The sequence below is a fragment of the Sphaerotilus mobilis genome, assembly GCF_004216565.1.
GTDB classification, from domain to species: Bacteria; Pseudomonadota; Gammaproteobacteria; order Burkholderiales; family Burkholderiaceae_C; genus Sphaerotilus; species Sphaerotilus mobilis.
Genome location: NZ_SGWV01000007.1, coordinates 933231 through 948026 on the forward strand (window position 1 = coordinate 933231; position 14796 = coordinate 948026).

11 protein-coding genes are annotated in these 14796 nt (G+C 71.1%); 5 read left to right on the forward strand and 6 right to left on the reverse strand.

Annotated features, from left to right (window positions below):
* The first annotated feature begins 2 nt into the window (after positions 1-2).
* Together EV685_RS04430 and EV685_RS04435 are read left to right on the forward strand one after the other, a co-directional pair.
* Entirely contained in the window at positions 3-3800 is a 3798-nt protein-coding gene (locus tag EV685_RS04430) for a hypothetical protein (protein WP_130480725.1), read from the forward strand.
* Positions 3801-3816: 16 nt separating this feature from the next.
* On the forward strand, positions 3817-6990 hold the full coding sequence (locus EV685_RS04435; RefSeq protein WP_130480726.1) for a phospholipase D-like domain-containing protein: 3174 nt from the start codon (positions 3817-3819) through the stop codon (positions 6988-6990).
* A gap of 38 nt (positions 6991-7028) precedes the next feature.
* On the opposite strand, the gene EV685_RS04440 is transcribed toward EV685_RS04435, so the two are convergent.
* Genes EV685_RS04440 through purU form a run of 4 tightly spaced genes read right to left on the reverse strand, consistent with a single transcriptional unit; the run spans position 7029 to position 9945 of the window.
* Complete coding sequence (locus EV685_RS04440; RefSeq protein WP_130480727.1) at positions 7029-7565, reverse strand: DUF2946 family protein; 537 nt, start codon at positions 7563-7565, stop codon at positions 7029-7031.
* 14 nt (positions 7566-7579) lie between these two features.
* Positions 7580-8572 (reverse strand): YheT family hydrolase, encoded by a 993-nt coding sequence (locus tag EV685_RS04445; RefSeq protein WP_130480728.1) that lies wholly within the window; start codon positions 8570-8572, stop codon positions 7580-7582.
* Positions 8569-9018 carry a YybH family protein gene (locus EV685_RS04450; protein WP_130480729.1) on the reverse strand — a complete coding sequence of 150 codons (450 nt, stop codon included), beginning with the start codon at positions 9016-9018 and terminating at the stop codon, positions 8569-8571. Before EV685_RS04450 ends, EV685_RS04445 begins: the two co-directional genes overlap by 4 nt.
* A gap of 36 nt (positions 9019-9054) precedes the next feature.
* Entirely contained in the window at positions 9055-9945 is an 891-nt protein-coding gene (gene purU, locus EV685_RS04455) for a formyltetrahydrofolate deformylase (protein ID WP_130480730.1), read from the reverse strand.
* A gap of 67 nt (positions 9946-10012) precedes the next feature.
* Between purU and EV685_RS04460 the strand changes: the two genes are divergently transcribed.
* Together EV685_RS04460 and EV685_RS04465 are read left to right on the forward strand one after the other, a co-directional pair.
* Positions 10013-10654: an RNA polymerase sigma factor gene (locus EV685_RS04460; RefSeq protein ID WP_130480731.1), complete on the forward strand. Its 642-nt coding sequence runs from the start codon at positions 10013-10015 to the stop codon at positions 10652-10654.
* Positions 10655-10657: 3 nt separating this feature from the next.
* Positions 10658-11383, forward strand: coding sequence for an anti-sigma factor (locus EV685_RS04465; protein WP_130480732.1), 726 nt, complete (start codon positions 10658-10660; stop codon positions 11381-11383).
* A gap of 101 nt (positions 11384-11484) precedes the next feature.
* On the opposite strand, the gene ftsH is transcribed toward EV685_RS04465, so the two are convergent.
* Both ftsH and EV685_RS04475 read right to left on the reverse strand, forming a co-directional pair.
* The gene (gene ftsH / locus EV685_RS04470; RefSeq protein ID WP_130480733.1) at positions 11485-13389 is read right to left on the reverse strand and encodes an ATP-dependent zinc metalloprotease FtsH; all 1905 of its coding nucleotides are present in this window, start codon (positions 13387-13389) and stop codon (positions 11485-11487) included.
* A gap of 199 nt (positions 13390-13588) precedes the next feature.
* The gene (locus EV685_RS04475) at positions 13589-14263 is read right to left on the reverse strand and encodes an RlmE family RNA methyltransferase (RefSeq protein ID WP_130480734.1); all 675 of its coding nucleotides are present in this window, start codon (positions 14261-14263) and stop codon (positions 13589-13591) included.
* A gap of 20 nt (positions 14264-14283) precedes the next feature.
* On the opposite strand from EV685_RS04475, the gene EV685_RS04480 reads away from it, so the two are divergent.
* Positions 14284-14766 carry a YhbY family RNA-binding protein gene (locus EV685_RS04480; protein WP_130480735.1) on the forward strand — a complete coding sequence of 161 codons (483 nt, stop codon included), beginning with the start codon at positions 14284-14286 and terminating at the stop codon, positions 14764-14766.
* Positions 14767-14796: the final 30 nt, after the last annotated feature.

Sequence of the window (14796 nt, forward strand, 5' to 3'; positions counted from 1 at the left end):
CCATGGCCCACCGCATCGTCGACCCCACCCGGCTGCTGCTGACCGGCGGCCTGATCGACTGGACCGCCGTGTTCCGCCGTCAGGCCGCCAACAAGCTCAAGGCCCGCAGCCCGAAAGACATCGCCGCCGAGCGCCAGCTCAAGGGCACCCGGCTGGTCCAGCTGCGCTGGCTGACGGCCGAAGGCGTGGGCCTGCCCACCGAGCCCTTCCAGGTCTGGCGTCGGCCGTCCTTGCCCTTCGAGGGCGAGAAGCCCTTCGACCCGCCGTCGACCACCTTTTTCGGCATGACGCTGCGGGTGTTCGATGCGCCGCGCCTGACGGTGCGCTTCCAGATGAGCACCACCAACCCGGCCGGCGGCAGCGTGATCGCCTTCTCGGGCGCGCCGCTGGGCTCGGGCATCGTCGGCTCGCAGGTGCTGAACGCGGCGGGTTCGGCGACCGCGCGCCTGGCCGCGCCGCAGATCAGCTGTCTGCTGTGCAGCCCCGGCGTGACGGTCAGCGGCCTGGCGGGTGTCGCCGACGGCATCCAGGACGACGGCCACTGGCAGCTCGTCGAGGTGGTGGGCCTGCCCGTGGACAAGCGCTTTTCCGGCGTCTTCGACCTGGCCGCGCCGCAAGGCCTGGCCGGCGCGCTGGGCGACCCGATGGCCGCCGCGCTGGACCGCTTCCGGCGCGGCGCGCCCTTCTATGGCTGGTGGCCACAGGTCACGCCCACGCTGGCCGCGCCGCCGTGGCAGCTGGCCGATCCGGTGGCGATGCTCAAGCTGATCCGCGCCGAGATGCTCGAACCCATCCGCGACATGGTGACCACCCTGTTGCCGCCCCAGCACCGCACGCATGAGCTGGTGCGAAGCCTCGCCTCGGCCAGCGGTGGGCCGTCCGCCACGGCCCGCTTCAAGCCGCTGAGCACGCTGCTGTTCGGCGCCGGCACCGACCCGCTGGCCTCGCTGATGACCGGCTATGGCACGGCGCTGGAGGACATCGACCTGCCGCCGATCAGCTTCTCGGACCGGCAGTTCTTCGGCGACGCCAGCCGCAGCGACTGGGACTACATGGTCACCGCACGCTGGTCACGCGGGCTGGACCATGCGTCCGAACCCCTGGAGCTGGCCGCCCTGCTGATGGCGCCGAAGTTCGCCGTGCCACCGCCGACGCCGGCCAATGTCGCCGCGCAGCTCGACGGCCTGCGCACGCCGGCAAGCATCGACGCCGACTACCACGGCGTCGTGCGGGTCAACTGGGACCGGCCGTCCGGCCTGCTGCCGCTGCGCGTGGGCAGCTACGCCTTCGTGCGCGCGGGCATCGCACCCGCTGCGCCGCTGGTCGCGCTGATGGACAAGCGCCCAAACGACGTCGCGCTGCAGCCGATCGGGGCCTCCGGCGCGCCGGATTCGTCGCCCGAGCCAAGCCGCTGGGCGGCGCTGGACGAGCGCTGCGCGGTCGCCACCGCGCCCGATCCGAACCGTGTGCTCTACGGTCTGGCCCACCAGGATCTGCTGGGGCTGTGGAGTGACTGGTCGACCGCCGGCCTGACGCTGGCCGAACCGCCGGTGCGGCTCTTGTCCATCCTGTCGGCCCGGCTGGAGGTGACGCCCAGCGCCAGCGGCCCCTGCCCGGCCACGCTGGAGATCGAGGTCAGCTGGGACTGGTCCTCGCGCAGCCCGGAGCGGCTGGAGCTGGTCGGCCGGCTCTATGCCCAGACCCGCCTGGGCGATGCGCCGGCCGACACCAGCGTGCCGGCCGGCCTGGCGATGGCGGCCGGCGGCGGCGTCGGGCCCGTGTTGCGTGTGCAGTTCGGCGGTGGCGCGTCCGGCGCACCGGCGCTGGTGGGCGCCGTGCCGCCGGGGGCCACGGTGGCGCTCGAATACGTCGCCTTCGATGGCCGCACGCTGGTGGCCGCCCCGCCGGCCAGCGCCGGGCCGCGGCGTTATCGCCTCAGCGTGTCGGGCCTGCGGCTGGACTTCGACGCCGCGCCGCGCATCGGCCTGGCGCTGTGGGGCCGGGGCGTCGAACACCGCTGGCCGCAGCGGGTCGGCGACTGGAGCGCCCAACCGGCGGTGGCGTCCACGGCCGACCCGCGACCGCCGGTCATCGCCGTCGCGCACGAGGACGTGCTGCTCGCCAGCCTGGCCGACGCCAGCGGCCTGCACCACGCCCGCCTGAGCTGGCCGGCGGCAGCGGGCGCAGCCGGCTACTTCGTCTACACCTGCACCGAGGAAAAGCTGCGCGCGGACCGAGGTCTGGCATCACCGGCCAAGTCGCTGACGTTGTCCGAGCGGCTGACCGCCTTGCGCAACGCCTTTGCGGCCGACCCGGACCGGCGCTCCTTCACGCGGGTCAACAGCACGCCGATCACCGGCCTGTCGACCCAGGTGTCGCTGCCGCGTGGCAGCAAGGAGATCCACCTCTACCTCGTGATCGGCAGCAGCGCGGGCAACGTCGAATCGGCCTGGCCGACGCTGGCCGACCCGCTGCTGCGCCAGCGGCCGATCGCCTATGCCGCGCCGCAGGTGGTGGTGCCGATGCCGCCGGACCTGGAGGTCTCGCGCGGCCGCGACGACAGCACCGACCCGCCCACCTTCCATGCCGCCGTGACGGTGCGCGGCAAGCCCGGTCCACGCGTGACCCGCATCGACCTGCACCGGGTGCGGGTGGCCACCGCCACGCTGGAGCTGGACATGATGGGTCCGCCAGCGGTGACGCTGACCGGCTCGGCCGGCGCATGGGTGGCCACGCCGCAGCTGTCGACCGAACCCGGCATGGACCAGCCGTTGGCCCGCATCAGCGGCCGCGACGCGGTCGAGGGCTCGTGGAAAAAGGTCTGGTACCGGGCCGTGGCCTGGAGTGCCGACGACCCGCCGCGCGGCCTGCTCGGCGGCCGATCCGGCCCCAGCGCGCTGCGCGAAGTCGTGGTGCCGCCGGCCGGCCCGCCCGACCTGTCGACCCTGTCCGGCGGCTGGCCCGGCGGTGCCGACCTGCTGGCCCTGCAGGTCGATGCCACCACGCTGGCCCCGGTGGCCGAGACGCCACTGGGCCCGCACCGCATGCGTGTCGAACTGCTGGCCGAGGCGGCTGATGGCAGCAGCCGGGTGCTGTTCCGCCACCCGGTCGAGCCCGGCCCGGATGGCCGGGCCGACCGGCTCGATCACGTCCCCGACGTGGCGCCGCCGCCCGGCACGCCGGGTGTCTGGCAGGCACCGGCCGGCGCGCCGAAGACCACCCGGCTGCGGCTGCAATGCCAGCGTCCGGACGCCGACAGCGCCTTGCGCGTGCGCTTCCTGCTGGTCGACCCGCTCGGCCGCGCCCGCGAACGCGAGCTGCTGATCGCCGCCGGCCTGCCACTGCCGGCGCCGGACATCCTGGCCTTCTCGATCCGGCACCGGCCCGCGCTGGGCATCCTGGCGCAGTTCCTGACCTCGGCGCTGTTCGAGCCGACCAGCGCCGGACCCTTCGTGCTGACGATCCGCTGGGTGCCGTCGCTGTCGCCGCTGTCCACGTTGCTGCCGCTGTTGCCAGCGTTCCCGCCACCCTTCCCGACCCCTCGGCCGACGCCGTTCCGGCCGATCCGCACCGGGCCCGTCGCACACCTCAGCATCGCCTTGCCGGACCTGCGCCGGCTCGCGCCGGGCGAGGATCTGATGCTCGATCCGGCCGCCATCCCGGTGCGCCGCCTGGCCGACGCAGGCGATGCCGAAGGTGCCATCGGCCTGGCGCTGCGGGGTCGCCACGGCGGCCGGCTGTCGCTGACGCTGCGCGGGCCGGACGGCCGCGTCGCCACCTTGTCGCGCACTCTGCGTTGAGTTGCCGGAGACCGCCATGCCCGACCTGATGTCCCCCCAGACCGTGCTGACCCCGGGCGATGCCGCCAGCCAGTTGCAGTCGCGCGGCCTGGACGCGCTGGGCCTGGTCGCACCGGCGCTGGCAACCGGCTGGGCCACCAGCACGCCGGCCGGCGCCGACCTGGACGCCGACGCGCTGCGCCTGACCCTGAACGGCCCGCGCGCGCCCTTCAACGCGCTCGGCCGCACGCTGGCCGCTGCCCCGCTCTATGCCGACGCCAGCGGCGCGCCACTGGCCGGCCCGGTGCGCGAACTGCGTCTGCATCCGGAATCGGCCAGGCGGCTGGCCCGGCTGGTCGAGCAACGGTTGGGCGCACCGCTGATCCGGCCAGTGCCCGTGGCCATGCTGGTGCATGGCGTGCCAGCCCCGCCGGCCGCGCCACAACCGGTCGACCTGTTCGAGGCCGGTGCGCCGCTGGGCCTGCCGGGTTCGCTGGCGATCAGCTTCCACGATGCCCGCGGCCTGCCGATCTGCCCGCTGGCGGTGGCGGCCCTGTTTGCCGACCTGCTGAGCGCCTTCCCGGCGCTGGGCCACGGCGACGCCACGATGCCGGCGCGCGGCGCGTCAGGCGGGATCGACGGCATCGTCGCGTCGTCACCGGCCGCGGTGCGCCTGCATGTGGTCGACCCGCACGGCCGCGTCTTCGTGCCGACCCGGCCGGAGGCGCGCCTGAAGGTCGTGGCCAGCACCGGCGTCGAGGTCCAGCCGGTGCCGGACGGCGGCCTGCTCACGCTGGCCACCGGCCTGAGCCTGGGTCGGGCGACGGCGGACGCGGCGGCCGACACCGCCGCCGCCCACCCGCTGCACTGGGGCTGGGGCCACCACAGCACGCTGGCGCGCACGGCCTTGAGCCCACCCGCCTTGCCGGCCGGCGTCAACCTGCCGCGCCAGTTCCTGCGCGTGGTCGCCGTCGACCTGGCCTGGCACCTGCGTGGCAACCGGGGCGACAGCGTCATCGCCAACGTGCCTGGCGACGACGGCGCGGTGCCCGACTTCGCGCTGCCGGTGGTGCGCAACGCGGTGCCGAACTTCGACTACCTGAGCGACGGCATGGACGTGCTGGGCGCCTTCGCACAGGCCGCCACCGCCTTCCCGCCGGCTGGTGTTGATGTGTTGGCGCTGTTGTGTTCGCCGGCCATCGACCCGGCCCTGGCCTTGCCGCCCGGACCGGGCGCGGCGGGCAGTTGGCCGGCCTTCCCCGCGCCCAACCCGGGTGCTGGCCTACCAGCCTCGGCCGATGCCACCACCGGCTTGGCAGCGGCCTTCCGAGCGCCGGGCGACGCCCCCGACGCCCGGCTGGACGTGGTCGTCGACATCGCCGCCGACGCGGTGCCGGCCGGCACGCACCTGCGCGTCTACCCGCGCCGCTTCGTGCAGATCGACGCGATCGACGGCGAGCAGCCGTCCTTCATCCGGGCCGACGGCGGCGCGGCCATCGCCCAGGCTGGCCAGCCCAGCCGCATGCTGCTGCGCAACCCCTACACGCTGGCCAGCGCCGCGCCACTGCCGTCGCCCGCGCTGCTGCTGGTCGACGTGGTGGCGGTGGGCCGCGACGGCCAGCGCCGGCTGCATTCGGGCATCGAGCTGACGGTGTCGGCCACGACCACCTCGTTCACGCCCGACCCGGCCGCCTTTGGCGGCGAGGCGCTGTTGCAGCGGCCGGCGGTTGCCGCGCTGTTGGCGGCCTTCGGCAGCACGGCCGTCGCACCGGCCTCGCTGTTTGGCATCGCGCCGCCGACGCCGCCAATCGGTGGCGCGCCGGGCAACTTCCTGGACCTGATCCGGCGCCTGGCCAACGAGACCAGCGCGCCGCGCATCGGCCCGCACCTGCCGACCCAGGGCCGTTTCGACACCGTGCTGGCGCTCGGCGCGGCACCGGCGGCCGGCCAGCCCCTGGCCTGGCAGGCGGTGCTGACCGGTGCGCGCTGGACCGAGGAAAGCCGCAGCGCCCGGCCCGAACGGGCCGACCCCGGCAACCCGCCCGGTCCGGATCTGCATGCGGCCGGCGTGCGGGTCGACGGCCAGCTGGCGCAGGACCTCGCCCTGCATGCGCTCAAGCGCGCCCAGCCGGTCATCCCGCTGGGCGCGACGACGCCGGGCTGGCTGGTCGCGATGGGTGGCGCCACCTGGAACGACGCACCGGCCGACGCCAGCGGCACGGTCTCGGCGGTGATGCTGGAGACCATCGCCGCCTTCTGCGACAGCCCGGAGCTGGGCCTGTCGGCCATTCCGATCCCGCAGCCGGCCGACTCGATCCAGGGCGCGGTCAACGCGCTCGCCGGCCTGCTGGGCGTGAGCGCCCCCACGCTCAACCTGGCCAACGAGGCCCGCCTGAAGCGCGCCTTGCAGCGCGAGATGGTCACCGCCCGGCGTGGCCAGCGCGATGCGCTGTGGTCGCTGCTGCGCGCGGTCGAACAGGCGCGCGAGTTCGTCTACCTCGAAGGCCCGGCCTTCGCCCGCACCGCCCGCCCGAGCGGCACGCCGCTGGCCCATGAGGTCGATCTGGTCGAGCGGCTGCGTGCTCGCCTGGCCGCCAATCCGCGCCTGAAGGTGATGGTCTGCGTGCCGCGCTGGCCGGATGTCGACCCGGCCTTGGCGCCGTGGGTGCGCACCGCGCTGGCCCACCGCAAGTCCGCCATCGAGACGCTGACCTCGCAGGACCGCCAGCGGGTCGCCGCCTTCCACCCGATCGGCTTCCCGGGCCGGCCGGCCGTGCTGCGTTCGACCGTGGTCATCGTCGACGACGTCTACGCCCTGGTCGGCACCAGCCACTGGCGTCGCCGTGGCCTGACCTTCGACGGCGGCTGCGACATCGCCAGCATCGACCGGCAACTGGACGCGCGCGGCCGCTCGACCGGCATCGTGCGCTTCCGCCAGGAGCTGATGGCCGCCAAGCTGGGCATCGCGCTGCCGGCCGGTCCGGCCGACAGCACGGCGCTGTGGACCCGGCTGGCCGAACCGGAAGCCGCCTTCGACCTGCTGGCCGACCTGTTGGCGCAAGGCGGTCTGGGACGCTGCAGCCCCGTCTGGGCCGGCCCGAGCGACACCCGCGTGATCGCGCAGACCGATGCCCGGGCAGATCCGGACGGCGTCGACGCGGACGGCACCCGCCTGTTCAGCGACCTGGTCGGCTTGCTGGGGTCGGCCTGAACGCAGGCATGCGTTCAGGCCGGGGCTCAAGCCTTCGATCAGCCCTGGGCTTGCGGGCTGAGCCGGTAGCCGAAGCGCGCCGGCAGGCTGGCGCTGTCGATCTCGGCGGGTTGCCAGAGGCCGGACAGGACCGCGTCGGCGGCGGCATCCATGTCGGCCGAGCGGATCAGGCCGAGGCCGCGCGGGGTCTGCAGGTAGAGCCGGCCATGTTCGTCCAGCCAGGCCGCGTCGACCCGTTCGACCGGCGCGCCGGTGTGTTCAGTCACCGCAAAGACGCCACCGTCGAGCCGCTGCACGCCGAGCACCAGCGGCGTGCGTTCCAGCTCGACATAGACCCGCTGCGGGCCGTTCTGGAAGTACCAGCAGCCGTCGGCATCGGCCTCGTAGTTGCGGCCGATGAATTCGCGCAGCTTGTCGTGCACAACCCGGCTGCCCTTGGCCTGCGGGAAGGGGCCGGCGGCCTGGGTGCGGTCGTCGCGCATGTACCAGTCGCCGCGCGCATCGAGCGCCAGCCAGCCCCGGCAGGCCGGCACATCGGGCCACTTGCGCAGCGCTGCCTTGACGATGTCATCCATGCCGCGATGCTGCCTCAGGCCGGTGCCGCGAGCCAGTCCAGCACCTGCGCCGGCAGGGTCAGCACATGGCCGGGAAAGGCGCCATCGGCAAAGCCGACATGGCCGCCGGTGCCGGCCTGCCAAAGCCGGACATGGCCGCCCGGCGGTGGCGTGCGCGGCAGGCTGGCGGCCGGCACGAAGGGGTCGTTCAGGGCGTGCACCAGCAGGCTGGGCAGGCGGATGTCGGCCAGCGCCGGCTTGGCCGAGGCGCGGGCCCAGTAGTCGTCGGCATCGCGAAAACCGTGCAGCGGCGCGGTGAAGACGTCGTCGAAGGCATGCAGGGTCTGGGCGGCCAGCAGCCGCTCGCGGTCGAACAGGCCCGGGTGCTGGGCCAGCTTGGCCAGCGCCTTGGGCTTCATGGTGCGCAGGAACATCGGCGTGTAGATCCGCCGGGCCAGCCCGCGCCCAAGTGCATGACCGCCGGCCGCCAGGTCGATCGGCGAACAGACCGCCGCCAGCGAGCGCAGCACCGCGCCGGCCGCGTCGCCCTGTTCCTCGGCCCAGCGCAGCAGCGCATTGCCGCCCAGCGAGACGCCCACCGCATGCAGCGGACCGGCATGACGCGCGCGCACCTGGTCGAGCATCCAGCCGATCTCGGCGTGATCGCCCGAGTGATAGGCCCGCGGCGCGAGGTTCAGCTCACCCGAACAACCCCGGAAGTGCGGCAACACAAAGCCCCAGCCACGCCGCCGCGCCAGATCGGCAAAGGACTGGACATATTGGCTGTCGCGGTTGCCTTCGAGGCCATGGAACAGCACCAGCAGCGGCGCATCGCCCGGCAGCGGCGTGGCGTCCTCGCGCCAGTCGGCATCGACGAAGTCACCGTCGGGCGTGGTCCAGCGCTCGCGCCGGAAACGCGGCGGCACCGCCGGGTCGACATGGTGGCGGGCGACGCGGGCCGACCAGATGGTCTGCAGGTGGCCGCCGGGCAACCAGCGCGGCGCGCGGTAGACGGGCGCAGGCCTCAATGCAGCGTCGTCGACGAATCGACGTATTCCTGCAGCTCGACCGGCGTGCCCGGGCTGGCGTGGTGCACCAGCATGCGCCAGCCCTGCGGCGTCTTGACGTAGACGTTGGTGCACAGCGCATAGCCGCTGCGCGGGCCTTCGGCGGTCTGCACGCGGACCTCTTCGAGCACGTGATGGACGGCGGTGCCGCCCAAGGTGATGCGCCGGACCTGGGCCGGCCGGGCATCGATGCCGCCCTGCGAGAACAGCTCCTCGAAGCTGGCGCGGATGGCCGGCGCACCGATCAGGCGCGGGCCGCCCGGGTGCACGCAGGCGACGTCCTCCTCGTCCGACCAGAGCGACATCAGGCGTTCGAGGTCGCCCTGCTGCAAGCTCTCGTAGAACGAGACCTCGAGGTCATCGGGCGTGGCCATCAACGCGGCCTGCAGGGGCTTGGTCTGGCTCATGGCGGCCTCGTCGGTCGGTGGATGAAGGGATGTGGTTCAGCGGAACACGACGGTCTTGCGGCCGTTGAGCAGCACGCGGTGCTCGACATGCCAGCGCACGGCGCGGGCCAGCACGACACATTCGACGTCGCGGCCCACGGCGGTGTAGTCCTCGGGACTGAGCGTGTGGTCCACACGTTCGACGTCCTGCTCAATGATGGGCCCTTCGTCCAGATCGGCGGTGACGTAGTGCGCAGTCGCACCGATCAGCTTGACGCCACGCTGGTGGGCCTGGAAATACGGCCGGGCGCCCTTGAAGCTGGGCAGGAAGCTGTGGTGGATGTTGATCGCCCGGCCCGCCAGGAAGCGGCAGAAGTCCTCGCTGAGGATCTGCATGTAGCGGGCCAGCACGAGCAGGTCGACCTGCTCACGTTCACACAGGGCCTCGACCTGCAGTTCCTGGGCGCGCTTGACCTCGGCACTGGAGCCCGCCTTGAGCGGCAGGTGGTGGAAGGGCACGCCGTAGCTGTCGGCCAGCGCGGCGAAGTCCGGGTGGTTGGAGACGATGGCCGGGATGTCGATGGCCAGTTGCCCGCTCTTCCAGCGAAACAGCAGGTCGTTGAGGCAGTGGCCGTGCTGGCTGACCATCAGCAGCACACGCGGTCGGCGTGCCAGGCTGTGCACGCGGGCCTCCATCCGGAACTGCGCGCGCATCGGGCCAAACAGCTTTTCGAGCGTCAGCGCATCGGCGAGGTGTTCGGGGGCCTCGACATGGACCCGCATGAAGAACAGGCCGGTGGCATCTTCGCCGAGCACGTCGCCGAACTGCTGCGAGTCGATGATGTTGCAGCCGACCTGGTAGAGCAGGCCCGAGACCGCGTGCACGATGCCCTTGGTGTCGGGGCAGGAAAGGGTGAGGACGAACTGGGAGGACGCGGGTGACAACATGCGCGAGATTCTACGCAGCGCCCCTGCGGGGACCCCCTCCTAGAATGGGCCGACACCCCGCAAAGACATGCCGCAGACCTCCACCGATCCCACCGCACGCGCCGAGGAACTCGCCGCCCTGCTCTCACGGGTCGCCCTGCGCGACCGGCGCGCCTTCCAGGACCTGTACGAGCGCAGCAGCCCGCATCTGTTCGCGGTCGTCCTGCGTATCCAGAGGAACCGCGCGCTGGCCGAGGATGTGCTCCAGGAGGTCTACGTCAACATCTGGCGCAGTGCTTCCAGCTACGACACACATCGGTCCCAGGCCATGACCTGGCTGACCAGCGTGGCCCGCAACCGGGCCATAGACAGCTTGCGGCGGCGCCAGACCGAGCCCGACACGGTGTCGAGCCAGACCTGGCATGGTGATGGTGATCCGGACAACGACGACATGCTGGAACGAATGCCGAGCGACATGCCCGGTCCCGAACAACTGCTGGTGCAAGCCGCCCAGGCGCAGTCCATCCAGGGCTGCATGGGCCAACTCAGTGCCGAGCAGCAGCAGAGCCTGGCGCTGGCCTTCTATCAGGGCCTGAGCCATGCCGAGGTGGCCGACCACCTCAGCCAGCCGCTGGGCACCGTCAAGAGCTGGCTGCGGCGCGGTCTGCAGGCGCTCAAGGGCTGTCTGGACAAGCTGGGCGTGCGCTCCGGCGCGACGGTGGAGGGCTGATCGATGGACTACAGCCGTCCGGAACTCGCCGATCGCCTGGCCGCCGACTATGTCGTCGGCACGCTGCGTGGAGGCGCCCGCCGCCGCTTCGAATCGCTGCTGCCGGCCCATCCGGTGCTGCGCAGCGCGGTCCGGTCCTGGCAGACACGGCTGATGCCGCTGACCCAGGCCCTGCCGCCGGTCACGCCGCCCCAGCGGGTCTGGGTGTCGATCGACCAGCACCTGTTCGGCGCCGCCCGCCGCAGTGCCACGGTCATGCCTGGCGCCGCCCATCCGGCCAGCGACCTGACACAGGCGGTGCATCGCTGGTGGGAACGGCTGGGCTTGTGGCAAGGCCTGAGCGCGGCGGCCAGCGTGGCCGCCATCGGACTTGGCGTGATGTTGACCTTGCCCGAGCCGATCCAGCCGCCGATCGTCGTGGTGCTGTCGCCCAACCAGAGCGAAACACGCTTCGTGGCCAGTGTCAGCGCCGACGGCCGCAGCCTTGTCCTCAAGCCGATCGACGGCGTGACGCTGACCGCCAGTCAGACCTACCAGCTGTGGGCCCTGCCCCCGAGTGGCGCGCCGCGTTCGCTGGGTCTGGTCTCCGCCAAGGGCGGCACGACCGTCCAGCGAGCCCAACTGCTCAAGGACACCGCCGCCTTCGCCGTCAGCATCGAACCGCCGGGTGGCTCGCCGACGGGCGCCCCGACCGGGCCGGTGGTGTCGGTCGGCAAGATCGACAGCTGAGGTCGCGGCCACAGACACGTCCAACTCGCCAGCCAGAAAGCAGAAAGGGCCCTTGCGGGCCCTTTCGTTCATCTGGCAGATCGTCGCGCTGTGGGCGGCGATCAGACCGTCGCGGTGGCGTTCGGCGTCACCGTCGGGTTGCTCGGGCCACCCGGCGGACGCGAGGCCGGCGGCACCCAGTCCTTGGGCGGACGCGGGTCGCGGCCGTTCATGATGTCCTCGATCTGGTCGGCATCGATGGTTTCCCAGTCGAGCAGCGCGCGGGCCATCGTGTGCATCTTGTCCTGATGATCCTCGATCAGCCGACGCGCCATCTGGTACTGCGTGTCGATGATCTTGCGGATCTCCTTGTCGACCTTCTGCATCGTCTCTTCCGAGACGTTGACCTGCTTGGTGATCGAACGACCCAGGAAGACCTCGCCCTCGTTCTCGGCGTAGACCATCGGACCGAGCTCCTCGGTCATGCCATAGCGGGTGACCATGTCGCGGGCGATCTGGGTTGCGCGCTCGAAGTCGTTGCTGGCGCCGGTGGTCATCTGGTTCATGAAGACCTCCTCGGCGATCCGGCCACCGAAGAGCACCGAGATCGTCGACAGCATGCGATCCTTGTCCATGCTGTAGCGATCACCCTCGGGCAGCTGCATCGTCACGCCCAGCGCACGACCACGCGGGATGATGGTGACCTTGTGGACCGGATCGGTCTTGGGCAGCAGGCGAGCCACCAGCGCATGACCCGCCTCGTGGTACGCGGTGTTCTTGCGTTCCTCCTCCGGCATGATCATCGACTTGCGCTCGGGGCCCATCATGATCTTGTCCTTGGCCTTCTCGAAGTCGACCATCTCGACGACCCGACCGTTGCGGCGGGCGGCGAACAGGGCGGCCTCGTTGACCAGGTTGGCCAGATCGGCACCGGAGAAGCCCGGCGTGCCACGCGCGAGGATGTCGGCACGGATGTCCTGACCGATCGGCACCTTGCGCATGTGCACGTTGAGGATCTGCTCGCGGCCCCGCACGTCGGGCAGGGTCACGTAGACCTGACGGTCGAAGCGGCCGGGGCGCAGCAGCGCGGGGTCGAGGATGTCAGGCCGGTTGGTGGCCGCCACGACGATGACGCCGAGGTTGGTCTCGAAGCCGTCCATCTCCACCAGCATCTGGTTGAGGGTCTGCTCGCGCTCGTCGTTGCCACCGCCCAGGCCGGCACCGCGGTGGCGGCCGACCGCGTCGATCTCGTCGACGAAGATGATGCAGGGCGAGTTCTTCTTGGCCTGCTCGAACATGTCGCGCACACGGGCCGCACCGACGCCGACGAACATCTCGACGAAGTCCGAGCCCGAGATCGAGAAGAAAGGCACCTTGGCCTCACCCGCGATGGACTTGGCCAGCAGCGTCTTGCCGGTGCCCGGAGGGCCAACCATCAGCACGCCGCGCGGGATGCGACCGCCGAGCTTCTGGAACTTCTGCGGGTCCTTGAGGAAGTCGACCAGTTCCTTGACCTCTTCCTTGGCCTCGTCGCAGCCAGCCACATCGGCGAAGGTGACCGAGTTGTTGCTCTCGTCGAGCATGCGGGCGCGGCTCTTGCCGAAGCTGAAGGCGCCGCCCTTGCCGCCGCCCTGCATCTGGCGCATGAAGTAGACCCACACGCCGATCAGCAGGAGCATCGGGCCCCACGAGATCAGCAGGCTGGTCAGCAGCGACGGTTCATCGCGCGGCTTGACGCGGAACTTGACGCCGTTGTTGATCAGGTCACCGACCAGTCCACGATCCAGGTAGGTCGCGGTGGTACGGATGCGCTTGTCGTCGGTGGTCAGGGCCTCGATGTCGGCACCGCCGGGGTTCTCCTGGAGCACGACCTCGCGGATCCGCTTGGCGCGAACCTCTTCGAGGAACTCCGAATACCCGATCTGGTTGCCCGCGGTCGACGTGCGGTCGAACTGCTTGAACACGGTGAACAGCACCAGGGCGATCACCAACCACACAGCGACTTTGGAGAACCATTGATTGTTCACCGCGGCTCCTTCTAACGTTCATGAAGACCCAGTTGGGTCATGCGGCCGGGGCCGACTCGGACTGCGTATGACGCGGTAGCTCAAACGATTCTAGTGCAGCCCCTACACGTGAACCGGCTCGAAACACCTTGGCGCAGACCCGGCAAATTCAAGGTTCGTGCACTGTCGCACCGACCATGAATGTTCGGGTGCGACCACATCAAGCCGCCTTCAGACCAATGCCCACCAGAAAGGTTTCAGAAGACTTGTCGCGCGACGCCTTGGGCTTGATCGCCTTGACCACCCGGAAGGACTGCCGGAAGGCGTCGACCAGCTGGCTGTAGCCGCTGCCGTGGAAGACCTTGCAGACCAGCGCGCCCTGAGGCCGCAGGTGCGCCAGCGCGAACTCGATCGCCAGTTCGACCAGGTGGGCGATGCGCGCGGCGTCCGAGACCTCGATGCCCGACAGGTTGGGCGCCATGTCCGAGACCACCACGTCGACCGGCCGGCCGGCCAGCTGGTCGACCAGTTGCTGCAGCACGGCGTCCTCGCGGAAGTCGCCCTGCAGGAAGATCACGCCCTCGATCGGATCCATCGGCAGCAGGTCCAGCGCGACGATGGTGCCGTTGAGCGAGCCGACCGCCGCACCGCCCGCACCGACTTCCTTGGGCGCGAAGCGGCGCCGCACGTACTGGCTCCAGGCCCCCGGTGTCGAGCCGAGGTCGACCACGACCTGGCCGGGCTTGATGAGGCCAAGGGTCTCGTCGATCTCCTTGAGTTTGTAGGCTGCGCGGGCCCGATAGCCCTCCTTCTGCGCCAGCCGGACCCAGGGATCGTTGACGTGGTCATTGAGCCACGCCTTGTTGACCTTCTTGCTTTTCGTGTTGATCTTCATGTCGCACCGATAATAGAGAGATGCCCGCGATTCAACTGACTCCCGCCCAGCGCAAGGAACACCGCGCTGCGGCCCACCACCTCGACCCGGTCGTCATGATCGGTGGCGAGGGTCTCACGCCCGCCGTCCTCAAGGAGGCCGAGGGTGCCCTCAAGGCCCATGGCCTGATCAAGATCCGGGTCTTCAGCGACGACCGTGTCGCCCGCGAGGCCTTGCTGGCCACGCTGGCCGACCAGCTCGACGCCGCGCCGATCCAGCACATCGGCAAGCTGCTGGTGCTTTGGAAGCCGATCGAAGGCAAGGCCGCGCCGGTTGTCGTCGACGAGAGCCGTCGCCCCGGCCCGCGCGTCGTCAAGATCCTGAAGTTCTCCAAGAGCGGCACGCAACGCGCCCAGGTCAAGAAGCTGACCGTGATGGGCAACGAGCGCATCTCCGCCGGTGGCCTGGTCAAGCGCGCGAAGAAGCGCGCGACGAGCAGCAAGAAGCGTTCGCTCGGCGGCTGATCCGCCGCACCGAAGACCGGACGAGAACGG